Here is a 23,942-nt window from a genome sequence, read left to right as displayed (position 1 = left end):
ATCTTATGGGTGGCGCACAATGAATACCCTTCCAGAACAGTATGCAAACACCGCTCTCCCCACCCTGCCCGGTCAACCGCAAAATCCATGCGCCTGGCCCCGTGATGAATTAACCGTTTGTGGGATAAAAGCCCATATTGATACCTTCCAGCGTTGGCTGGGTGATGCCTTTGACAATGGGAACTCCGCAGAACAATTGATTGAGGCACGCACCGAGTTTATCGACCAACTCCTGCAACGGTTATGGATTGAAGCGGGATTCAGCCAGATTGCCGACCTGGCATTGGTCGCCGTCGGTGGCTACGGTCGTGGCGAGCTGCATCCACTTTCTGACATCGATTTACTGATTTTAAGCCGTAAAAAGCTCCCGGACGATCAGGCGCAAAAAGTGGGCGAGCTGTTAACGCTGCTCTGGGATGTAAAGCTGGAAGTGGGTCATAGCGTGCGCACGCTTGAAGAGTGCATGCTGGAAGGGTTATCGGATTTAACCGTCGCCACCAATTTAATCGAATCCCGCTTATTAATTGGCGATGTTGCGCTGTTCCTCGAACTGCAAAAACATATTTTTAGCGAAGGATTCTGGCCTTCCGACAAGTTCTACGCGGCGAAAGTTGAAGAACAGAACCAGCGCCATCATCGTTACCACGGCACCAGCTACAACCTTGAACCAGACATCAAAAGTAGCCCCGGCGGCTTGCGCGATATCCACACTCTGCAATGGGTTGCCCGCCGTCATTTTGGCGCAACATCGCTGGATGAGATGGTTGGATTTGGCTTCTTAACCTCAGCGGAACGGGCGGAATTAAACGAATGTCTGCATATATTGTGGCGTATTCGCTTTGCCCTGCATCTGGTCGTCAGCCGTTACGATAATCGCCTGCTGTTTGATCGCCAACTTAGCGTCGCCCAGCGTCTGAATTACAGTGGCGAAGGTAACGAACCCGTCGAGCAGATGATGAAGGATTACTTCCGCGTTACACGCCGCGTCAGCGAACTCAACCAGATGCTGCTGCAACTGTTCGATGAAGCCATCCTCGCCCTGCCCGCCGACGAAAAACCACGTCCAATCGACGATGAGTTTCAGCTACGCGGTACGCTAATCGACCTGCGCGATGAAACACTGTTTATGCGCCAGCCGGAAGCCATCTTGCGTATGTTCTACACCATGGTGCGCAACAGTGCGATCACCGGCATTTACTCCACCACGCTGCGCCAGTTGCGCCACGCCCGTCGCCACCTGCAACAACCTCTGTGTAATATTCCGGAAGCGCGAAAACTGTTTTTGAGCATTCTACGCCACCCCGGAGCGGTGCGACGCGGACTATTGCCAATGCATCGCCATAGCGTGCTCGGCGCGTATATGCCGCAATGGTCGCATATCGTCGGGCAGATGCAGTTTGACCTGTTCCACGCCTATACGGTGGATGAACATACTATCCGCGTGATGTTGAAACTGGAGAGTTTTGCCAGTGAAGAAACACGACAGCGCCATCCGTTGTGTGTGGACGTCTGGCCGCGCCTGCCGTCAACTGAGCTGATTTTCATCGCCGCGCTGTTTCACGATATCGCCAAAGGACGCGGCGGCGACCACTCCATTCTCGGTGCTCAGGATGTAGTGCATTTTGCCGAACTCCACGGGCTGAACTCACGCGAAACACAGCTGGTCGCCTGGCTGGTTCGCCAGCACTTGCTGATGTCGGTGACAGCTCAGCGCCGCGATATTCAGGATCCGGAAGTCATCAAGCAGTTTGCCGAAGAAGTGCAAACAGAAAATCGTCTGCGTTATCTGGTATGCCTGACAGTGGCAGACATTTGCGCCACCAACGAAACACTGTGGAACAGCTGGAAGCAAAGTCTGTTGCGTGAGCTCTACTTTGCCACCGAAAAGCAGCTACGGCGCGGAATGCAAAACACGCCGGATATGCGCGAACGCGTTCGCCATCACCAGCTACAGGCGCTGGCGCTACTGCGTATGGACAATATTGACGAAGAGGCACTGCACCATATCTGGTCACGCTGTCGCGCTAACTATTTTGTCCGCCATAGCCCAAATCAACTGGCCTGGCATGCGCGCCATTTATTACAGCATGATTTAAGCAAACCGCTGGTATTGCTTAGCCCGCAGGCTACGCGTGGTGGCACGGAGATTTTTATCTGGAGCCCGGACCGCCCATATCTGTTTGCCGCCGTGTGTGCCGAGTTAGACCACCGCAATTTAAGCGTTCACGACGCACAAATTTTCACCACTCGCGACGGTATGGCAATGGATACCTTTATAGTGCTGGAACCCGATGGCAGCCCGCTGTCCGCCGATCGTCATGAGGTTATTCGGTTTGGTCTGGAGCAAGTACTGACACAAAGTAGCTGGCAGCCACCGCAGCCGCGTCGCCAGCCTGCCAAATTGCGCCATTTTACTGTTGAAACCGAAGTGACGTTTTTGCCGACCCATACCGACCGAAAATCATTCCTCGAATTGATTGCCCTCGACCAACCTGGCTTGCTGGCGCGAGTCGGGAAAATTTTTGCCGATCTGGGAATTTCGCTTCATGGCGCCCGAATTACAACCATTGGCGAGCGAGTAGAAGATTTATTCATAATTGCCACCGCTGACCGGCGTGCGCTTAATAACGAGTTGCAGCAGGAAGTGCATCAGCGGTTGACAGAGGCCCTCAATCCAAACGATAAAGGGTGATGTGTTTACTGATATGAAAAGAGTTTAACAATGCAGCAGTTACAGAACATTATTGAAACCGCTTTTGAACGCCGTGCCGAGATCACCCCAGCCAATGCAGACACCGTTACCCGCGAAGCGGTAAATCAGGTGATCGCCCTGCTGGATTCCGGCGCACTGCGTGTTGCGGAAAAAATTGACGGTCAATGGGTGACGCATCAGTGGTTGAAAAAAGCGGTGCTGCTCTCTTTCCGTATTAATGATAATCAGGTGATCGAAGGGGCAGAAAGCCGCTACTTCGATAAAGTACCGATGAAATTCGCCGACTACGACGAAGCGCGTTTTCAGAAAGAAGGATTCCGCGTTGTACCACCAGCGGCAGTACGTCAAGGTGCGTTTATCGCCCGTAACACTGTGCTGATGCCGTCTTACGTCAACATCGGTGCATATGTTGATGAAGGCACAATGGTTGATACCTGGGCGACCGTCGGTTCCTGTGCGCAGATTGGTAAAAATGTCCACCTTTCCGGTGGCGTAGGTATCGGCGGCGTGCTGGAGCCGCTGCAGGCTAATCCGACCATCATTGAAGATAACTGCTTCATCGGCGCACGTTCAGAAGTCGTTGAAGGGGTGATTGTCGAAGAAGGTTCCGTCATTTCCATGGGCGTATACATCGGTCAGAGCACCCGTATTTACGATCGCGAAACTGGCGAAATTCACTACGGTCGCGTTCCGGCTGGTTCGGTGGTTGTTTCTGGCAACCTGCCGTCGAAAGATGGCAAATACAGCCTTTATTGTGCAGTTATCGTTAAGAAAGTTGACGCGAAAACTCGCGGCAAAGTCGGCATTAACGAACTGCTACGCACCATCGACTAAAAGTCAGTACACGGGCAGCATGAAGCTGCCCGTTTTTTTACAGGGATGAATGATGATTTCACGCCGCCGATTTTTGCAGGCTACTGCCGCGACGATAGCCACGGGCTCAGGTTTCGGTTATATGCATTACCTGGAACCCGGCTGGCTTGAATTAAGCCATCACCGCTTCGCCTTTTTTGAAGAAAAAGCCGCACCATTCAAAATTCTGTTTCTGGCCGATCTCCATTACTCTCGTTTTGTTCCTTTAAGCCTGATTTCTGACGCTATTGCCCTTGGCGTAGCGCAAAAACCTGATTTGATTTTGCTGGGTGGCGATTATGTTTTATTTGATATGCCGCTGAATTTTTCGGCGTTCAGTGACGTACTCTCTCCCCTTGCCAAATGTGCACCGACATTTGCCTGTTTTGGCAATCACGATCACCCCGTGGGTACAGAGAAAAATCGCTTAATTGGCGAGGCGTTAAAATCGGCGGGGATCACTGTGTTGTTTAACCAGGCAACGGTAATCGCCACATCAAAACGGCAATTTGAACTGGTTGGCACTGGTGATTTATGGGCCGGACAATGCAAACCACCTCCCGCCAGCGAAGCAAATCTGCCTCGTCTGGTGCTGGCACATAATCCCGACAGCAAAGAAGTCATACGTGATGAACTCTGGGATCTGATGCTGTGCGGCCATACTCATGGCGGGCAACTGCGCGTACCGTTGGTTGGTGAACCTTTTGCCCCTGTCGAAGATAAACGCTACGTCGCCGGATTAAATGCCTTTGGCGAACGACACATCTACACAACCCGCGGCGTGGGCAGTTTATATGGTTTGCGTCTGAACAGCCGCCCGGAAGTAACGATGCTGGAACTGGTGTAGAACGTGAATTTTATCGCCAGAATAAAGCAGGTAATTTTTTGATTTTTACGCCATGATAGAAGTCTGGAAGAAAAAGGCTTTCTGCGATCACAGTCGAGCCGGGCGGGCCAGGCCAAATGCTAAAATAAGCACAATTTACTGACTCATTTTGAGGTAACGCTATGTACGACAATCTGAAAAGTCTGGGTATTACCAATCCTGAAGAAATTGATCGTTACAGCCTCCGGCAGGAAGCCAACAACGATATTCTGAAAATCTATTTCCAGAAAGACAAAGGCGAGTTTTTCGCCAAGAGCGTGAAGTTTAAATATCCGCGTCAGCGTAAAACGGTCGTCGCTGATGGTGTGGGTCAGGGTTATAAAGAAGTCCAGGAAATCAGCCCGAATCTACGGTATATCATTGATGAGCTTGATCAAATCTGCCAGCGTGACCGCAGCGAAGTTGATCTTAAGCGTAAGATCCTCGACGACTTACGTCACCTGGAGTCAGTAGTAACCAATAAGATCAGCGAGATTGAAGCCGATCTGGAAAAACTGACGCGTAAATAATGTCATTCTGTGGGCCGGGTACAGTCTCACCCGGCTGTAATTTTGTAATCGACCTACCGCTCTTCATCCAGTTGTAACGCCACATACAGCAGCAACCTGTCATCAAAATTGCCCAAATCAAGCCCGGTCAGTTCCGATATACGATTAAGCCGATACTCAAGAGTATTACGATGAATAAACAACGCCTTTGACGTTGCCAGCGGTTGCACATTGTGGCGAAACCACGCCGCCAGCGTTCGCCGCAGCAAGCCGTTATTGTCCATCGCTTTCAGCCGCGCCAGCGGTCGCGCCAGTTCGTTGGCCTGCCAGTCGCCACGCAAACTGTCGAGCAACACAGGCAACATCAGATCCTGATAAAAATAGCAGCGACTTTCGGGCATCCGCTGTTTACCCACCACCATCGTCGTTTTCGCCGTACGATAAGAGCGGGCAATACTGCCTGGTCCGGTAAAATAGTTACCCAGCGAAACGCGAAAACGTAGCTGACCATACTCTTTCATGCGGGCAATCAGTTGTTCAACTCGCTTACGATGATCTTCTGCATCCCAGCGCCCAAACGAATTCAACGCCGGTTTCAACACCACCATTTCGGTCAGTGAAACAATCGCCACCAGATTATTACGCTCGGGTGTAGTCAGCGCGTTTTGCAGTTGCTGTAACTCCGCCATTGCGCTGTCCACGCCAAGTTGACCGCTATCGACCTCAACAATAGCCACCACTCGCGGTTGATTGAGATCGATCCCCAGCCGTTGCGCCCATTCAGTGAGTGCAGGAGTATTCTCCTCCGCCTGAATCAGGTTCATCACCAGTTCTTCCCGCAAACGGCTATCCTGCGCCAACAGATGCATCAACCGCGACTGTTCCAGCATCATTTCAGCCGTCATGCAGACCAGTTCGCCATATTTACGCAGATTCTCTGGTTCACCAGTCAGGCCGATTACGCCGACAATTTCACCTTCCAGCCGTAATGGTAGATTAATCCCCTGCCGCACACCGTGCAGATGACGTGCCACCGCGTCATCGATATCAACTACTCGTCCCTGTGAAAGTACCAGCAATGCACCTTCGTGCAATTCACCAATACGCTCACGATCGCCGCTGCCGATAATACGCCCGCGGGCATCCATTACGTTAATATTGGTATCAATGATGCGCATGGTGCGCGCCACGATATCCTGCGCCATTTTGGTATCAAGATGCCAGCCAGCCATAAGTCCTCCGTTATGCACGGCTTAGCATAAGGAAGTACGTAACGTACGGCATTGTGCAAATGCCCAAAGGATGAGGAAGATGTATGGAGTTGTGGTGAAGTTCACAGATTGTAAGGAGAACCCCTTCCCGTTTTCAGGAAGGGGTTGAGGAAGATTACTGCATTAACAGATAGATGGTGCTGTCGCCGCGCTGAATATTCAGTGCCAGCACAGACGGTTTGCTGTCGAGAACTTTACGCAGTTCAGCGATGTTTTTCACTGCCTGCTGGTTCGCACCAATAATCACATCACCTTTCTTCAGGCCGATCTGCGCAGCCGGAGTGCCCGTTTTCACGTTGTTCACCACCACGCCCTGATCTTTGCCTTTGTTGCTCATCTCAGCGCCTTCAATGCCGTTGAAGATGGTGCTGGAATCAACCTGATTCTGGCTGCTCTGCTGCAGTTCCAGGTTCACGTTAACCTGCTTCCCGTCGCGCAGTAAGCCCAGGGTCAGTTTGCTGCCTACCGGCATAGTGCCCACCTGAGCACGCAGTGCGGCAAAGCTGCTGATTGGCTTACCGTTCAGTGAGGTGATCACATCACCCGCTTTAATGCCCGCTTTCGCGGCGGAAGAGTTCGGCAGAACCTGGCTTACGAAAGCACCGCGCTGGGCGTCAACTTTCATCGCTTTCGCCAGATCGGAGTTCAGCTCAGTGCCCATAATACCCAGCTCACCACGTTTCACCTGGCCGTATTCCACCATCTGCGAGGTCAGGTTTTTCACCATGTTGCTCGGGATAGCAAAACCGATACCGATGTTTCCGCCGTCCGGTGCGAGGATCGCGGTGTTGATACCAATCAGTTCGCCGTTCAGGTTAACCAGCGCGCCACCAGAGTTACCCCGGTTGATCGCAGCATCGGTCTGGATGAAGTTTTCATAGTTTTCGGCATTCAGACCGCTACGCCCCAGCGCAGAGACAATCCCGGAAGTTACCGTCTCGCCCAGACCAAACGGGTTACCAATTGCTACGGTGTAATCACCCACGCGCAGTGCATCAGAATCCGCCATCTTAATTGCGGTCAGATTTTTCGGGTTCTGGATCTGGATCAGCGCGATATCAGAGCGCGGATCTTTGCCAACCATCTTCGCGTCGAACTTACGACCATCGCTCAGCTGGACTTTAATCACCGTCGCGTTATCAACAACGTGGTTGTTGGTGACGACATAGCCTTTATCGGCATCAATGATGACGCCGGAACCCAGCGCCATGAATTTCTGTTGTTGGCCGCCGCCATTACCGCCCTGGCCCCCCTGGCAGAACGGAGAGCTCTGGAACGGAGAACCTTCCTGGCAGAACGGAGAATCATCACCGAAGAACTGCTGGAAATTACGCGGCATACGCGGCGTATTAACGGTTGTGCTACCTTCTACGTTAATGCTGACCACTGAAGGCATCACCTTTTCGAGCATCGGTGCAAGGCTTGGCATCTGCTGGGCTGTCGTTGCTGAAGAAGTCTCAGCCGCCGTTGCAGAGAGCGGAGATAACGCCAAACCTAAACTCAGAGCCAGTGCACTCAGTGCTAATGTGGTTTTTTTCATGTATTTCAGTCTCGATTAACAGATAACGCAAAATTGCTGTGTTCTTCAGATTCGTTTTATAGCGCGAAGTTCCGAACTAAAGTTTCTGCAAAAGGTAAAAATTTATTGTTCGTCTTTACAAAAGCCTGGTTATTGTTCTACGGCCATCAGACGTCGGTATTCATCCCAGGCATAGAGGTCGGTCATACCGCTGATATAATCCTGCAGCAGGCGGCAACGGTAATAATATTCCCATAGCGGAAACTCAGGAGAATCTGACGGTAATTTACTGACAGCCTCGACATAGGCCAGCCGATGGCGCGTCGAGAGTTTGTGGAATAAGCGCGATTCAATAGGGAAACGTTTCACCCGTTCTTTTTCTACCAGTTCAGTAAAGTCTGATAACGACAGGCTTAATAAAGGGCGATAAATCTCTAATAATCCGCTAATGACCCGATAGCCCTGCAATTCAAGCTGCTCGACATCTGGATGGCTAAACACATGTTTTACAGCGACATTTTTATATAGCTTTAGAAGATCGCTGCATTCGCTGGCATCTTCCAATAATGCATGATTAAACGTTCCGGCGAAAATCGCAGGCAGATTATCAATAAATCGTTGTGCTGCGTAGGGTACCAGTTTATTTAGGGTGTTTACCCGTAAATACATAAAAAACTGATCTTCCGTACTGCGGCTTAAACTATTTGAGCGTGATTTTTCCCAGGCATTTTCAACCACCAGCGAAAAGAGCGAACCTTTCTCATGCTGGCCCCACGCTTCGTGCAAATGATGATAAAGCTGCTCAACGCTGAATATTCTTTTCTCTACCGCATCTTCAAGATCTGCCACACAATAGGAGATGTCGTCGGCAGCTTCCATAATCCACGTTAATGGAAAACGACTGTAAAGCGCCAAATTAAGTTCTTTACGCAACCGGGCAATATAAGCTTCTTCAGAAAGATAATAACCCGGCTTTTTCATTAAATAGTGATGTGTCTCAGGCGTTTCGCCACGCCACCACGCCGGACGGGTATATTTTAAAATACCGCCAACCTGTGCCCAGGTGAGATTCATCCGCATCAATGTATGCACCAGACGAATACCTTGTGCATTCCCCTCAAAATGGCATAAGTCCTGACGAATTTTGCGCCGCAGTTCGTTAAGCGGTTCTTCCCCTTCCCGTAAACGTAATGCCACCACGCAGCAGCGATCGTCAGTCAGAGGCTGGCTTTCGGCATCAGCCGGAAACAAACGCTGGCGAAACCAGTCATTTATCGCCGCTTCACCAAAATGGCCAAACGGCGGATTGCCGATATCGTGCATCAGGCATGACATCTCAACAATACTTTCAAAGGGGCCGGTCAGTTCATCCAGACCATACTCTTCCAGTAATTTAAGTTCTTTCAGACGGCTTAAAATTTCTTTGGCGATGTAGCGCCCCACCTGCTGGACTTCCATTGAATGGGTTAGACGCGTGCGCACGGCGGCATTTCGCTCCAGCGGAAAAACCTGGGTCTTTTGTTGCAGACGACGAATTGCCGGAGAGTTAATAATACGCCCGCGATCGCTCTCAAAGATTCGCAGGATCTCATGTTCGGTTTTAACGCCCTGTGGTGAACGGTAACGACGATGCCAGTTTATTTTTTTTCGGAAATCAATCTGTGCCATGTCCTCTCCCGCGTGAGAAATACGCTTCCCCGTAAGCGCATGGTAAACTATGCCTTCAAATCGGGCTTATCGCGAGTAAATCTATGAAAATCGGCATCATTGGTGCAATGGAAGAAGAAGTTACGCTGCTGCGTGACAAAATCGAAAACCGCCAAACTATCAGTCTGGGCGGTTGCGAAATCTATACCGGCCAACTGAATGGAACCGAAGTTGCGCTTCTGAAATCGGGCATCGGTAAAGTTGCTGCGGCACTGGGTGCAACTCTGCTGTTGGAACACTGCAAGCCAGATGTGATTATTAACACCGGTTCTGCTGGTGGCCTGGCGCCAACGCTGAAAGTGGGCGATATCGTTGTCTCGGACGAAGCACGTTATCACGACGCGGATGTCACGGCATTTGGTTACGAATACGGTCAGTTACCTGGCTGCCCGGCTGGCTTCAAAGCTGACGATAAACTGATCGCTGCCGCTGAGGCCTGCATTGCCGAACTGAATCTTAACGCTGTACGTGGCCTGATTGTCAGCGGCGACGCTTTCATCAACGGTTCTGTTGGCCTGGCGAAAATCCGCCACAACTTCCCGCAGGCCATTGCTGTAGAGATGGAAGCGACGGCAATCGCTCATGTCTGCCACAATTTTAACGTCCCGTTTGTTGTCGTACGCGCCATCTCCGACGTGGCCGATCAACAGTCTCATCTTAGCTTCGATGAGTTCCTGGCTGTTGCTGCTAAACAGTCCAGCCTGATGGTTGAGTCACTGGTGCAGAAACTGGCACATGGCTAAGTCACTGTTCAGGGCGCTGGTCGCCCTGTCTTTTCTCGCCCCTCTGTGGCTCAACGCCGCACCGCGCGTCATCACGCTTTCACCCACCAACACTGAACTTGCTTTTGCCGCCGGGATCACGCCGGTTGGGGTCAGCAGTTATTCCGACTACCCTCCACAAGCGCAAAAGATTGAGCAGGTTTCAACCTGGCAGGGGATGAATCTCGAACGCATTGTGGCCCTTAAACCCGATCTGGTGATTGCCTGGCGTGGAGGTAATGCCGAGCGGCAGGTTGACCAGTTAGCTTCGCTGGGAATAAAAGTGATGTGGGTCGATGCGACAAGCATTGAACAAATTGCCAATGCGTTACGTCAACTGGCCCCCTGGAGTCCACAACCAGACAAGGCCGAACAAGCCGCACAATCCCTGCTGGACCAGTACGCGCAATTGAAAGCGCAATATGCTGATAAACCTAAAAAACGTGTTTTTCTGCAATTCGGCATTAATCCGCTATTTACCAGTGGAAAAGAGTCGATTCAAAACCAGGTACTCGAAGTTTGTGGCGGAGAAAACATCTTTAAAGACAGCCGGGTTCCCTGGCCGCAAGTTAGCCGCGAACAGGTGTTAGCACGCGCGCCACAGGCGATTGTCATTACAGGCGGACCGGACCAAATTCCTAAAATCAAACAATACTGGGGTGAACAGCTCAAAATTCCCGTTATTCCTCTCACGAGTGACTGGTTTGAACGTGCAAGCCCACGTATTATCCTCGCTGCACAACAGCTCTGTAATGCGCTTTCACAGGTAGATTAGCGCCTGATCTTTTCAGGTGCTCAGTGGGGATAGAACAATGCTCGTCTATTGGCTGGATATAGTCGGCACAGCGGTATTTGCCATCTCCGGCGTTTTGTTAGCCGGAAAATTGCGTATGGACCCTTTTGGTGTCCTGGTATTAGGCGTGGTTACCGCAGTAGGCGGCGGGACAATTCGCGACATGGCGCTGGATCACGGCCCGGTCTTTTGGGTGAAAGATCCCACCGATCTGGTTGTTGCAATGGTGACCAGCATGCTGACGATCGTGCTGGTGCGCCAGCCAAGACGCTTACCGAAATGGATGTTGCCGGTGCTGGATGCCGTTGGTCTGGCGGTGTTTGTCGGCATTGGCGTGAATAAAGCCTTTAATGCGGAAGCCGGTCCGTTGATCGCGGTTTGTATGGGCGTCATTACTGGCGTTGGCGGCGGGATCATTCGTGATGTACTGGCCCGCGAAATCCCCATGATTTTACGCACAGAAATCTACGCAACGGCCTGTATTATCGGCGGTATTGTCCACGCTACGGCTTATTACACATTTTCCGTGCCCCTGGAAACAGCCAGTATGATGGGCATGGTCGTGACGCTATTGATTCGACTGGCGGCTATTCGTTGGCATCTTAAGCTACCGACGTTTGCGCTGGATGAGAATGGGCGTTGAAGAGAGAAGATGTGCCGGATAGTTTATCCGGCACATGAACAGCAGATTAGATACTAAAGGAAGAACCGCAACCGCAGGTGCTTTTCGCGTTCGGGTTGGTCACGATGAAACGAGAACCTTCCAAGCCTTCGGTATAGTCAACGGAACCGCCGACCAGATATTGCAAGCTCATCGGGTCAACCACCAGGCCTACGCCCTGTTTTTCGATGGTCATATCGCCTTCGTTCACCTGATCATCAAAGGTGAAACCATACTGGAAGCCGCTACAACCGCCACCGGTGATATACACGCGTAATTTCAGATTCGGGTTATCTTCGTCAGCGATCAGGCTTTTAACTTTGTTGGCTGCTGCGTCGGTAAACTCCAGCGGCAGTGCTACGTCATCACTCATATTTTGCTCCAAACGACATCGGCAATTGGGCAAATTCTAACCCAATAATAATCGCCATTATCTAATACCCTGGTATTTCGTTCAAGTATTCTCGCTGGCTGATGCGGCCTTGCTTCGCGCCAGTTGTTCCGCTTCCTGTTTTGCCAGCGTGCGCGCAAGAATCGCCGAGTATAGCGGTTTCCCGCCGGTAAATTGTGCTAATAGTGTTGCGCCAAGACCGGTAATAATCATTGGCAAAATGAGCTGATAGTTATCGGTCATCTCCAGAACCAGAATAATCCCCGTTAACGGCGCGCGAATAGAAGCCGCCAGTAACGCCCCCATTCCGGCAATAGCAAACGTCCCCGCCTCAAGGTGATATTGCGGAAACAGCTCAACGGCAACCATTCCGAAAGCAGTACCCAGCACAGTACCCAGCGCCAACATCGGGGCAAAAATACCGCCCGGCGCACCGGAAGAGAAGCAAAGTAAGGTAGTAATGACTCGCGCGACGAAGATAAACACCAGCATTCCCATGCTGAAGTTCCCCGCCGTGGCGATAGGAATCAGGTTAAAACCGCCGCCCGAAGTTGCTGGTGCCACAAACCCCAGCAATCCACACAGACCGCCAATCGCACCGCCCATCAGTACCCATTTGGTAATATTGCCGCCGTGCACACGGTGCAGCAAATCCTGCATCCCCAGCACCCATTTATTAAAAATAGGGCCGAAAATGCCAAAAATAATACCGAGGATCAGATAAAGCCACAGTGTATTAAGCGGCGCGTCAGAAAGTTTACCGACGTCAATCAACGCAACTTCATGATTAAAAATCCGGTACATAATGGTCGACATAATGACACCAATAAATACCGCTTTAATCGAAATTAACGTATAGCGAAACTGCGGACGCATCTCTTCGATAATAAACAATATACCCGCCAGCGGCGCGTTAAAGGCCGCCGCCAGCCCCGCAGCAGCACCGGTTGCCAGCAGCGTATGGCGAGCTTCGTCACCTTTCAGGCGGAAAATATCAAGTACCATGCGACCGATATTACCGCCGATCTGCACGGTTGGCCCTTCGCGCCCCAGCACCATGCCTCCGCCGAGTGTCCCCAGCCCGCCAAAGAATTTCACAGGCAACACACGCCACCAGCGAACGGGACGTTGATCTTCCAACGCCCCTTCAATTTCCGGGATCCCCGAGCCACCAGCTTCCGGCGCGTATTTGCGCACCAAAAAGTAGCCGAACATCGCCAGCACCGCCGAACAGAGAAAAGCGACGGTTAACAGTAGCGGATAATTATCGGCCGTATGGACCAGCGCCCCCATACGTTGGTTCTGCAACCAGGCGACGCCTTTGTCAAAAGCAACCGCTGCCAGCCCGACAAGCGTGCCGACGACTGCCGCCATAAACAAAATGGCTAACGGGGTTTTATCGCGCTCAAGAAGTTGGCGAATCAGTTGTCTGCGTCGCAGGCGCGCGGCCTGCGGTGTTTCTAAAGAGGGAGTATCAGTTTTCATCCAATGATCACTTATTGGTCATACAAATAAGATGACGGCATTTTACTCGCACGTTCCATGAAAATCCTTTGCAAAGCGTAATGTTTCAAATGCACAAAACTTTTATACTCTAAGAAATCAGGATTGTACCAGTACAAGCAACCTGACGTTTGACGAGTATTTAACTTGTTATGAATAACATAGAATAGCAGCCATTCACTTTTTCTACGAATCAGGAACCCTCCATGAGTAAGTCTGAAAATCTATACAGCGCAGCGCGCGAGCTGATCCCTGGCGGTGTGAACTCCCCTGTTCGCGCCTTTACCGGCGTGGGCGGCACTCCACTGTTTATCGAAAAAGCGGACGGCGCTTATCTGTACGATGTTGATGGCAAAGCCTATATCGATTATGTCGGTTCTTGGGGGCCGATGGTGCTGGGCCATAACCATCCGGCGATCCGCAATGCCGTGATTGAAGCCGCCGAACGCGGTCTGAGCTTTGGCGCACCGACCGAAATGGAAGTGAAAATGGCGCAACTGGTGACCGAACTGGTCCCGACCATGGATATGGTGCGCATGGTGAACTCCGGCACCGAAGCGACGATGAGCGCCATCCGCCTGGCCCGTGGTTTTACCGGTCGCGACAAAATCATTAAATTCGAAGGTTGCTACCACGGTCACGCTGACTGTCTGCTGGTAAAAGCCGGTTCTGGCGCACTCACTTTAGGCCAGCCAAACTCGCCGGGCGTTCCGGCAGATTTCGCCAAACATACATTAACCTGTACTTATAACGATCTGGCCTCGGTACGCGCCGCGTTTGAGCAATACCCGCAAGAGATTGCCTGTATTATTGTCGAGCCAGTAGCAGGCAACATGAACTGTGTTCCGCCGCTACCAGAGTTCCTACCGGGTCTGCGCGCACTGTGCGACGAATTTGGCGCATTGCTGATCATCGATGAAGTGATGACCGGTTTCCGCGTGGCGCTGGCTGGCGCGCAGGATTATTACGACGTGGTGCCAGACCTCACCTGCCTGGGCAAAATCATCGGCGGTGGAATGCCGGTAGGCGCATTCGGTGGTCGTCGTGATGTGATGGATGCGCTGGCCCCAACCGGTCCGGTCTATCAGGCGGGTACGCTTTCCGGTAACCCGATTGCGATGGCAGCCGGTTTCGCCTGTCTGAATGAAGTCGCGCAGCCGGGCGTTCACGAGACGCTGGATGAGCTGACAACACGTCTGGCAGAAGGTCTGCTGGAAGCGGCAGAAGAAGCGGGAATTCCATTGGTCGTTAACCACGTTGGCGGCATGTTCGGTATTTTCTTTACCGACGCCGAGTCCGTGACGTGCTATCAGGATGTGATGGCCTGTGACGTGGAACGCTTTAAGCGTTTCTTCCATATGATGCTGGACGAAGGTGTTTACCTGGCACCGTCAGCGTTTGAAGCGGGCTTTATGTCTGTGGCGCACAGCATGGAAGATATCAATAACACCATCGATGCTGCACGTCGGGTGTTTGCGAAGTTGTGATCCAGCATGGTTTGTCGGATGCGGCGTAAACGCCTTATCCGACCTACAGATCAGGACCGTTTGTAGGCCCGATAAGACGCCACAGCGTCGCATCGGGCATCCGTTGCCGCGTAAAAGCTTTATCCATCCAGGAGTTAAGGGCCGTTATATGGAAAAATTAACGGCTCTGCTTTCTCAACAAATAGATAAAATACGGCGCGCCGATAAAGGTCGACAGCAGCCCCGCTGGGATCTGGAATGGAAACAGCACCATCCGCCCACACCAGTCAGCGAACACCAGCAGTAAACCACCCACCAGCGCCGAAATCACAATATGCGGCATCGTCCGTCGAAAGCCCATCATCCGCGCGATATGCGGTGCCATCAGACCAACAAAACTCAACGGTCCAATGGTCATTGTCGCGGTCGCCGTCAGGCAAGCCGCCAGCAGCAGTAGCGCAATTCGCGTCGGCGTCAGCGCCATTCCCACTGCTCGTGCGGTATCACCGCCCAGCGGTAAAATGGTCAGCCAGCGGCGGCACAGCGGGGTAATCGCCAGCAAAATTACCATCACAATTCCCGTGCGCCAGACCTGCGCCTCGGTCGCGTTGTAGGTCGAACCGGAAATCCACGTCAGCACTTGCGCCATTCGCGGGTCACCACTTGCCTGCAACATCATCAAAAGCATGGTGAACGCGGTACTTAAGGCCATCCCCGCCAGTAACATGCGGTGTGGGGAAAATCCACCGCGTCCGGCAGCGATCATAATGATCAACAGCGTCACCGCCGCGCCGAGACTGCCCGCGGGTAACAGCCAGCCAAAGGCATTACCCGGCACCAAAAACAGCATCAATACCACACCAAACGCCGCGCCGGAACTAATCCCCAGCACTTCCGGGCTTGCCATCGGGTTTCCGGTCAGCCGCTGAATAATACAGCCCGCCACTGCCAGCATGATGCCCGCAAACAGTGCCGCCATAATTCGCGGCCAGCGCCAGGGCATTAAATCATCGAGCAGCGCCCCGCTCGCCCACGTCCAGCCGTGCGCATCACGACCAAACGACAGCGCCACCACCACAGCAATTATCAGCAGCACACCGCCAGCAAGGGCAAACGCCAGCACATGTTGGCGTTCAGTCGCGACACGATCGTTGGCCTTCATATCCGGCGCACTGATGCTGCGTAAACGCGGCAGCAGCCACAGTAACAGCGGCGCACCTATCAACGCCGTCACCGAACCGGTAGAAACTTCCATCCACACGCGAGTCAGCCAGAGGATGATTTGATCGGAAAGCCAGAGGATCAGCGCACCAATCAGTGACGCCAGCATCAATCGTGGCAACAAACGCCGCGCCCCCAGCATTTTTGCCAGCAGCGGCGCGAACAACCCGATAAAGCCGATAATCCCCACCGCGTTCACCAGCAGCGCACTGATGACTATCGCCAGCGACAGCGCCGCCAGACGCGCGAGCGACAAGGCCAGCCCGAGATTGCGCGCCACGCCATCATCAAGCCCCATCAGGGTTAACGGACGAAGTAGCAGTAACGTCAGCATCACGCCGCCCAGCAACTGCGGCCATAAACGCTCAACGCCGCCCCAGTCGGTTTGCGTCAGCGTTCCGGTGCTCCACAGGAACATGCTTTGTAGCTGGTCGTGATGGAAGATAACCAGTAACTGATTGATTGCCCCGCAATAAAGGCTCACCACAAGCCCCGCGAGGATCAGCGTTACCGGAGAAAGCCGTTTCCCCCACGCGACGCCAAAGACAATTAAGCCAACCACACAAGCCCCTGCCAATGCAGCAAACTGGCTCGCCATCGCACCAGGGATCGCCCAGAGCGTGGTAACGGTAATCCCCAGTTGCGCGCCTGTAGCAACGCCCAACGTCGTCGGTTCCGCCAGCGGGTTACGCAGCACTTGCTGAAACAGCACGCCCACCAGCCCCAGGCCCGCGCCCACCAGCAGCGAAATCGCCAGACGCGGTAACAAGCTGTAGTGAAAAATCATCTGCTCGATGACATCGATATCCGGCGACCAGGTGGCCTGCACCCACTGGCTACGCGGCAGCGCCTGCGAGAAGTTCATCCAGGTGAGCATCGCTGCGGCAATCACCAGCAGCGCCAACAATAACGCCGGGAAAAGCGCAATACGTTTACTCACGCTTTACCTCCAATGGCGTTATCCAGAATACGCACAAAGTGCATTGCCGAGAGCGTCGCACCATAAAACCAGACTGCAGGTACGCGCTGAAAGCGTCCGGCGCGGACAAACGGCATAGCCTGCCACAGCGGGGTTGCCATTAGGGTGTCCATGTCTTTGCTGTTGTCGTGATCAAAACAGAGCACATCAACGTCTTTATACGCTGCCAGACGATCGATACTGACGGCGGTACTGCCCCAGAAGTTGGTTTCCCCTTGCCAGGCATTTGGGATGCCGTACTCATCAAGAATTTCCTGGAACAAGCTGTTTGGACCGAAGACCAGCATATGGCGCGGATCGATAAGTGTCGTCAGCAATAACGGGCGCGCACCACGCTTCACAAAGCGGGGTTTCATGCTGCGGATAAAGTCTTCATAGTGCGCTAAATGCGTTTCCGCTGCGCTTTGCAGGTTAAGTAAATCTGCCATTTCCGTCAGTGACTTACGCGCCATCGCCAGCGGCTGTTTGCCGTCGCTGAAGTTAAATCCGCGCCCAGGCGCAATGCGTGCCAGCATTTCTGGTGAAGGGCCATACCCTGCCGACCAGACCATAAACGACGGTTTCATTTCGGTCAGCAGTTCAAGGTTAGGTTCTGTACGCAAACCAACGTCAATCACTGAATCCGGCAATGGTGGCTCGCTGACCCACAGGCGATAGTTGATGGTATCCGCCACGCCGTAAGGCACGATGCCGAGCGCCAGCAGTAATTCCACCGGCAACCACTCCAGCGCCACAATACGCTTTGGATCAATAGCCGCCGCGCGGGCGGTATTCATCTGCCATAACAACGGAGAAAGCGCCATCGCCGTTAACAGTCGACGGCGCGAAATAAGAGGTAAGCCGCTCATCAATAAACAAAACTCACAGGTGCAGCACCCGCCGGATGCGGCAAAATACCCATCGGGATGCCATAAATCATTTCGAGGGTTTCGCCGCGCATAATTTCCGCAGGCGTTCCCTGAGCAATCATTTCACCGCCGCGCAGGGCGACCAGATAATCACAGTAACGCGCAGCCATATTGATATCGTGCAGCACGGCAATGACCGTCAGGCCACGCTCCTGACTTAAACGGTGCACCAGCGCCAGCACATCAACCTGGTGGGCGATATCCAGCGCCGAGGTCGGTTCGTCCAGCAACAGACAACGGCTATCCTGCGCCACCAGCATGGCGATCCACGCCCGTTGACGTTCGCCGCCAGAGAGGCTATCGACCAGCCGATGCGCCAGCGGTTTTAAGCCAACCAGCGAGATAGCCTCTTCGACCTTTTCGCGATCTGCCGCGCCAAAGCGCCCCAGCGCGCCATGCCACGGGTAACGACCAATCGCCACCAGTTCACGCACCGTCATCCCTTCTGCCGGAGGAAGCTGCTGCGGCAAATAAGCCACTTTGCGAGCAAACGCTTTGCTGCTCCAGCTTTCCAGCGGCTGGGCATCAAGAAGAATCTCCCCTTCTGACGGTGGCTGATGGCGGCCCAACATTTTTAACAGCGTGGATTTACCAGAGCCGTTGTGACCAATCAGACCGGTCACTTTCCCGGCAGGAAAGGTTAACGACAGCGGATGCAAAAGCGTGCGCCCGGGCACACGAAAGGAGATATTACGCAGTGCAAAAGTGGTATCGGAATGATTCGTGTATTCCTGCATAACAGCCAACTTGTGAAACGGGCACGGAAATCCGTGCCCCAAAAGAGAAATTAGAAACGGAAGGTTGCGGTTGCAACGACCTGACGTTCTGCGCCCCAGAAGCAGCCATAGGTATTAAAGCAGCTGGCGACGTATTCACGATCGAACAGGTTGTTGACATGCAGCGCCACGTTGGAGCCCGCCATGCCGACTCGCGCCAGATCATAACGCACTAACGCATCCACGACCGTATAACTTCCCACTTTAAAGGAGTTAGCCGGATCACCATAGCTGGAGCCTGTAAAGCGACCGCCAGTACCGAGCGTCAGGCCGGAGAGCGGGCCTTCAAAGAAGGTGTAGTCAGCCCACAGAGAAGCCATGTGTTTTGGCACCTGCGCAGGCGTGTTGCCTTTGTAGGTAGTATCGGTGGTGTATTCTGCATCGGTGTAAGTATAAGAACCAACTACGTTAACACTCGCCGACAGCGCCGCTTTCGCTTCGATTTCTACGCCACGCGCGCGGATTTCACCACCTTCAACCGAGAAGAAGGAACCCTCAGGGTCCGCCATCAGGTTGTTGGTTTTAGTGAGATTATACACAGCACCAGTAACCACAATTGGGCGATCTTCCGGTACATATTTCACGCCGACCTCATACTGCTTACCTTTAGACGGCGCAAAAATATTACCATCCTTCCCAACTTGTGAAGAAGGTTCAAACGATTCGCTATAGCTGAAGTAAGGTGTTACACCATTATCAAACAGGTAGTTAACACCACCACGCCAGGTAAACTGTTTGTCATCACGTTTATCGGTCGTCCCTTCAACGCGGTTATGAGACTCTTGATCCGCCCAGTCATAACGACCGCCCAGGGTGACCAGCACTTTATCCCACTGCGCCTGATCCTGAACATAAACGCCCGTTTGTTTCTGCTTATTCAGAATGCGGTAAGGGCCGGAGTTTGCCGGATCTTTCGCATTAAAGTCGAAATCGGTATTCACCGGATTGTACAGATCGAGCAGCGGTACGGAGTCGTCGTAACCAAACCAGGCGTTGATGTCATTACGCATACGCATAAAGTCGACACCGGTCAGCAGAGTGTGGTCGATATCGCCAGTGGCAAACTTGCTCTGCAACTGGGTATCAACGGAGAAGTTTTGCAGCTTCTCATCATCAACGACGTATTTACGTGCCAGGTAGTGACCTTTATCGGCTGGCGCTAAAGCGGCACACTGTTTGCTGTAAGCATTCGCCGGATCGGAGCAGACGCCGTAACCATAAACGCTGTTTTGCGAGGTTTTGTTTTCAGCAAAGCGCAGGTTCTGACGCACCGTAAAGGTGTCGTTAAATTCGTGATCGAAGCTGTAGCCCACCATCTTCTCATTACGAGAATAGGTGTTGTTCTTCGCCCCTTCGTTAAAATCTGTCGGCAGACGCTTACCGTTCGGCAGCGGCTCAACGGTTCCCTCTTTCGGCAGCCAGCCGTAATAACCGGTTTCCGGCTCGTTCTGGAAGTAAGAAAGGAAGGTGAAATTGGTTTTATCATCCGGGCGCCAGGTGAACGCTGGAGCAATAGCATAACGCTGCTCTTCTGCCCCCTTCTGCTGAGCATTGGCTGAACGCGCAATACCAGTCAGACGATAAGAGTAAACGCCGTCATCATCCAGCGCATCACTGAAGTCAAAACCAGTCTGGAACAGGCTGTCAGTACCGGCTTTAAACTGAATTTCTTTCAGCGGTTCTGTAGTCGGGCGCTTGCTGACCATGTTCAACAGGCCGCCAGGACTGCTTTTACCGTAAAGCACTGAAACCGGACCACGCATAATTTCAGCGCGTTCCAGCATATACGGGTCAATAACTGCATCGTTATAGAAGTTGCCTTGCAACTTCAGACCGTTGAGATAGTTATTCTGGCTTTGGCCTTCTGCTGCAAAACCACGAATAATCAAATGATCATAAGTGTTTGATGCACCTCGCGTACCGACCGAAACGCCTGGCGTATAGCTAAGAGCTTCTTTTACCGACTTCGGCTGATGCAGCGCCATCTCTTCGGCGGTCACAACAGAAATAGACTGTGGCACTTTTTGAATCGGTGTATCGGTTTTGGTGCCGGTAGCGGACTGTCGCGCCGCAATAGTTGCAGCTGGCCCCCATGCGCTTTCTTGCGGCGCTGGTGCAGCGGTAACGGTGATAGTGTCTTCTTTCGGTTCAACCGCTGCCTGTGCGTAAACAGACATGCCGCTAACCGCTGTGGCTACTACAACTGCGATTTTACGCAGTGAGTGTTTTGGCTGAGCAGTTTTGGAACGCGCCATTGGTATATCTCTGATGTAAAGTGAATGATAACGTAAACGAGAATGATTATTATAAAGATAAGATAATATTCGAAACGCTGGCGGGTTCGCAAGCGGTACGCAATCTGAGCGTTCCTGAAGGGTTAATAAACAACCAGATGAAAAGAAAGGGTTAATACTTTAGGTGGGATGTTATTTTACCGGATGGCAACTCGCCATCCGGTATGTCACGCTTAGACGTTAATTACTACCAAACATATCCTTGATCCAACCTGCTACGCCGTCACTGTCTTTCTGCTCTTGCTGAGCAGGTTGCTGTTGCGGCTGTTGCTGCGGCTGAGAAGACTGATCAAACGGATTGCCTGACGGTTGCTGCTGCATCTCACTCTGCTGGCACAGCGATTGCGGATCGCTGGTCCAGACCGGTAAGACACGCATGCCCCCGCTGCAGACAAAGTTGCCGTCGTAGTCCACGCCCATATCAGCAATGTCTTCTGGCGGAACAAGATTCAGCGGTGTTGGTGTCTGGTTAGCCAGATAACGCTGATAAATCGACATTGCCCCACTGGCACCATACAGTTTGGTCGGCTGGTTGTTATCACGGCCTACCCAGGTGATGGTCACCGTGCTGCCGTCAATGCCCGCAAACCAGGTATCCACGTTGTTGTTGGTAGTCCCGGTTTTGCCCGCCAGATGCAGGTTCGGGTATTTCGCCCCAAGCTGACGACCCGTACCGCGTTGTACCACCTGCTGCATGGTCCATAGTGTCAGATACGCCGCCTGCGCCGGAACCGCGCGTTCCGCCTGCGGGAAGCTCTGATACAACACCTTGCCATCTTCCGCGATTACCGAACGCAGCGCAGAAAGCGGTGCTCGGTTACCACCACTAGCGATGGTCTGGAACGCCTGCGCCACTTCAATTGGCGTTAAGTTCAACGCCCCCAGCAGCATTGCCGGAACCGGATGCAGCTGATCTTTCGGTACGCCCAGTTTAATCCAGGTATCCGTAACCGCAGGCAGACCCAGCGCCATCCCCAGATTCACCGTCGGCACGTTCATCGAACGTGTCAACGCATCCACCAGCATCACTCTGCCACTTTCGCTATAACGACGATCATCGTTCTGCGGTGACCAGACCTGGCCATTCGGCTGACGAAGCGCGATTGGCGCATCGGCAATCCACGTGTTCAGGCGATAGATTTTCGGCTGGCTTAAGGCCGTCAGATAAGTCGCTGGTTTTGCAAGGGAACCAATCGAACGACGCGCCTGCATCGCACGGTTGTAACCTGCAAACTGCGGCTCAGAACCACCAACCATCGCGCGAACTTCACCGCTAAAGCGGTCGACAACCACAATTGCCGTTTCCAGATCGCTCAGCTTTCGCTGTTTCTTCAGCGCCGGAATACCTTCCACGGCGGCTTTTTCTGCCGCGTCCTGGGCCACCGAGTCAAAGGTAGTGAAGATCTTCACGCCGGAGAGATCTTTCACTTTATCGCCCAGTTTCGCCTGTAGCTCCTGACGCACCAGTTGCATAAAGGCTGGCTGTGGAGAGATTACCCCGCCGCGCGGCTGAACCCCCAGCGGACGTGCACTCAACATGTCATAGAGCTCTTGATCAATAATCTGCTGTTGTTGCAGCAGACGCAGCACCAGGTTACGTCGCTCCAGCGCCAGTTTCGGGTTACGCCACGGGTTGTAGATGGACGCTCCTTTCACCATACCCACCAACAGCGCCTGCTGATCGAGGCTCAATTCTTCTACCGGGCGACCAAAGTAATACAAGCTCGCCAGCGGGAAACCGCGGATTTCGTTGTCGCCGCTCTGACCGAGATACACCTCGTTCATATACAGCTCAAGAATGCGGTCTTTGCTGTAACGCGCATCCATGATCAGCGCCATGTAGGCTTCGTTCGCTTTACGCCAGTAAGAACGTTCGCTGGAGAGGAACAGGTTTTTCACCAACTGTTGCGTCAGCGTACTCGCTCCCTGCACCGTGCGTCCGGCGGTCAGGTTTGCCAGCACCGCACGTCCGATGGAGTAGAGACTGATCCCATCATGCTCGTAGAAATGACGGTCTTCTGTCGCCAGCAAAGTATCCACCAGCAAATCCGGGAAACCACTGCGCGGCACAAACAGACGTTGCTCACCGTTTGGTGAAGAGATCATAGTGATCAGGCGCGGATCAAGACGGAAGAAACCGAACTGACGGTTGTTCTCCATATTGACGATCGTCGCCAGATGATCGCCATCAAAGGTCAGACGCGCACGCACCTGTCCTTCTTTGCTGTCCGGGAAATCAAACGGACGACGGATCATCTCAATGCTGTTGGCCTGCACGGTAAATTCGCCAGGGCGCGTCATTTTCGACACCTGACGATACTGGGTCGCCTCCAGCAGCTTCACCATCTCGTTTTTGCTGATGGTCATGTCTGGCTCAAGGTTGACCATTCGGCCATAAACAGCCGCAGGCAATTGCCAAACTTTGCCATCAATACGGCTACGAATTTTTTGATCGAGATAAACACCGTAAATGGCGATCAGCACGGCAAAAACGATAGCCAGTTTTAGCAGCAGCCATAGCCAGCCGCGTTTGCCACGAGGCTTACGCCCTTTGCCTTTGCCCTTACCTTTGCGCGGCATCGGTTCTTCATCCTCATAGTCATCATAATCGTCGTAATCATCGTCATCTTCGTAACGACGACGGCTTACCTTTTGTTTGACCGGACGCGTCGGTTTCCCTTTGCGTCCAATTGGCTCGCGGTCATTCCCGGCCATGCTTTTTCTCCGCAATATTCAGGCGCAAAAGCCCGATT

General features: G+C 52.8%; 20 protein-coding genes. 8 read left to right on the top strand and 12 right to left on the bottom strand.

Annotated features, from left to right (window positions below; genetic code table 11):
• The first annotated feature begins 19 nt into the window (after positions 1–19).
• From glnD to QUF14_RS00855, 4 genes are all read left to right on the top strand, one after another.
• Positions 20–2,692, top strand: a complete 2,673-nt coding sequence (gene glnD / locus QUF14_RS00870; protein ID WP_100733612.1) for a bifunctional uridylyltransferase/uridylyl-removing protein GlnD — start codon at positions 20–22, stop codon at positions 2,690–2,692.
• A 30-nt stretch (positions 2,693–2,722) separates the two neighbouring features.
• Entirely contained in the window at positions 2,723–3,547 is an 825-nt protein-coding gene (gene dapD / locus QUF14_RS00865) for a 2,3,4,5-tetrahydropyridine-2,6-dicarboxylate N-succinyltransferase (RefSeq protein WP_001186650.1), read from the top strand.
• Between the two features lie 52 nt (positions 3,548–3,599).
• Positions 3,600–4,412 carry a phosphodiesterase YaeI gene (gene yaeI / locus QUF14_RS00860; protein WP_000625627.1) on the top strand — a complete coding sequence of 271 codons (813 nt, stop codon included), beginning with the start codon at positions 3,600–3,602 and terminating at the stop codon, positions 4,410–4,412.
• 161 nt (positions 4,413–4,573) lie between these two features.
• Entirely contained in the window at positions 4,574–4,960 is a 387-nt protein-coding gene (locus tag QUF14_RS00855) for a DUF3461 family protein (RefSeq protein WP_000272188.1), read from the top strand.
• A 53-nt stretch (positions 4,961–5,013) separates the two neighbouring features.
• Here QUF14_RS00855 and cdaR read toward each other — a convergent pair whose 3' ends face one another.
• The 3 genes from cdaR to dgt all read right to left on the bottom strand — a co-directional run bounded on the left by cdaR (position 5,014) and on the right by dgt (position 9,397).
• Entirely contained in the window at positions 5,014–6,171 is a 1,158-nt protein-coding gene (cdaR, locus tag QUF14_RS00850) for a DNA-binding transcriptional regulator CdaR (RefSeq protein WP_000929430.1), read from the bottom strand.
• 154 nt (positions 6,172–6,325) lie between these two features.
• The gene (degP, locus tag QUF14_RS00845; RefSeq protein ID WP_000753942.1) at positions 6,326–7,750 is read right to left on the bottom strand and encodes a serine endoprotease DegP; all 1,425 of its coding nucleotides are present in this window, start codon (positions 7,748–7,750) and stop codon (positions 6,326–6,328) included.
• A gap of 129 nt (positions 7,751–7,879) precedes the next feature.
• Positions 7,880–9,397 carry a dGTPase gene (gene dgt, locus QUF14_RS00840; protein WP_000057104.1) on the bottom strand — a complete coding sequence of 506 codons (1,518 nt, stop codon included), beginning with the start codon at positions 9,395–9,397 and terminating at the stop codon, positions 7,880–7,882.
• 83 nt (positions 9,398–9,480) lie between these two features.
• Here dgt and mtnN point away from each other — a divergent pair, with 83 nt between their 5' ends.
• The 3 genes from mtnN to QUF14_RS00825 are packed head-to-tail and all read left to right on the top strand — an operon-like array spanning position 9,481 to position 11,633.
• A complete protein-coding gene (mtnN, locus tag QUF14_RS00835; protein WP_000689844.1) occupies positions 9,481–10,179 on the top strand; it encodes a 5'-methylthioadenosine/S-adenosylhomocysteine nucleosidase in 699 nt (232 codons plus the stop codon).
• On the top strand, positions 10,172–10,972 hold the full coding sequence (gene btuF, locus QUF14_RS00830) for a vitamin B12 ABC transporter substrate-binding protein BtuF (RefSeq protein WP_100733611.1): 801 nt from the start codon (positions 10,172–10,174) through the stop codon (positions 10,970–10,972). The genes mtnN and btuF overlap by 8 nt, the downstream gene beginning before the upstream one ends.
• A gap of 37 nt (positions 10,973–11,009) precedes the next feature.
• Positions 11,010–11,633, top strand: coding sequence for a TRIC cation channel family protein (locus QUF14_RS00825; protein ID WP_000964221.1), 624 nt, complete (start codon positions 11,010–11,012; stop codon positions 11,631–11,633).
• A gap of 46 nt (positions 11,634–11,679) precedes the next feature.
• Here the strand turns inward: QUF14_RS00825 and erpA are convergent, their stop codons facing one another.
• From erpA to yadX, 4 genes are read right to left on the bottom strand one after another with little or no spacing between them, the layout of a single operon-like run.
• A complete protein-coding gene (gene erpA, locus QUF14_RS00820) occupies positions 11,680–12,024 on the bottom strand; it encodes an iron-sulfur cluster insertion protein ErpA (protein ID WP_001295564.1) in 345 nt (114 codons plus the stop codon).
• On the bottom strand, positions 12,017–12,082 hold the full coding sequence (gene yadW / locus QUF14_RS00815) for a small protein YadW (protein WP_120795373.1): 66 nt from the start codon (positions 12,080–12,082) through the stop codon (positions 12,017–12,019). The genes erpA and yadW overlap by 8 nt, the downstream gene beginning before the upstream one ends.
• Before the next feature lie 23 nt (positions 12,083–12,105).
• Complete coding sequence (gene clcA / locus QUF14_RS00810) at positions 12,106–13,527, bottom strand: H(+)/Cl(-) exchange transporter ClcA (RefSeq protein ID WP_000845394.1); 1,422 nt, start codon at positions 13,525–13,527, stop codon at positions 12,106–12,108.
• Between the two features lie 11 nt (positions 13,528–13,538).
• Complete coding sequence (gene yadX, locus QUF14_RS00805; protein ID WP_211180485.1) at positions 13,539–13,586, bottom strand: protein YadX; 48 nt, start codon at positions 13,584–13,586, stop codon at positions 13,539–13,541.
• 165 nt (positions 13,587–13,751) lie between these two features.
• Between yadX and hemL the strand changes: the two genes are divergently transcribed.
• Positions 13,752–15,032, top strand: a complete 1,281-nt coding sequence (hemL, locus tag QUF14_RS00800) for a glutamate-1-semialdehyde 2,1-aminomutase (protein ID WP_000045287.1) — start codon at positions 13,752–13,754, stop codon at positions 15,030–15,032.
• A gap of 157 nt (positions 15,033–15,189) precedes the next feature.
• Here hemL and fhuB read toward each other — a convergent pair whose 3' ends face one another.
• The 5 genes from fhuB to mrcB form a co-directional block, all read right to left on the bottom strand.
• Entirely contained in the window at positions 15,190–17,172 is a 1,983-nt protein-coding gene (gene fhuB, locus QUF14_RS00795) for a Fe(3+)-hydroxamate ABC transporter permease FhuB (protein ID WP_000044023.1), read from the bottom strand.
• Positions 17,169–18,059, bottom strand: coding sequence for a Fe(3+)-hydroxamate ABC transporter substrate-binding protein FhuD (gene fhuD / locus QUF14_RS00790; protein WP_001355205.1), 891 nt, complete (start codon positions 18,057–18,059; stop codon positions 17,169–17,171). Before fhuD ends, fhuB begins: the two co-directional genes overlap by 4 nt.
• Positions 18,059–18,856 carry a Fe3+-hydroxamate ABC transporter ATP-binding protein FhuC gene (fhuC, locus tag QUF14_RS00785; RefSeq protein ID WP_001158929.1) on the bottom strand — a complete coding sequence of 266 codons (798 nt, stop codon included), beginning with the start codon at positions 18,854–18,856 and terminating at the stop codon, positions 18,059–18,061. Before fhuC ends, fhuD begins: the two co-directional genes overlap by 1 nt.
• A 50-nt stretch (positions 18,857–18,906) precedes the next feature.
• Positions 18,907–21,150 carry a ferrichrome porin FhuA gene (fhuA, locus tag QUF14_RS00780; RefSeq protein WP_000124406.1) on the bottom strand — a complete coding sequence of 748 codons (2,244 nt, stop codon included), beginning with the start codon at positions 21,148–21,150 and terminating at the stop codon, positions 18,907–18,909.
• Positions 21,151–21,369: 219 nt separating this feature from the next.
• Positions 21,370–23,904: a bifunctional glycosyl transferase/transpeptidase gene (mrcB, locus tag QUF14_RS00775; protein WP_000918155.1), complete on the bottom strand. Its 2,535-nt coding sequence runs from the start codon at positions 23,902–23,904 to the stop codon at positions 21,370–21,372.
• Between the last annotated feature and the right edge of the window lie 38 nt (positions 23,905–23,942).

The sequence above is a fragment of the Escherichia sp. HH091_1A genome (assembly GCF_030295175.1).
GTDB lineage: Bacteria > Pseudomonadota > Gammaproteobacteria > Enterobacterales > Enterobacteriaceae > Escherichia > Escherichia coli_F.
Note: the sequence above shows the minus strand (reverse complement) of the source record. Positions and strands in the feature narration are given on the sequence as shown.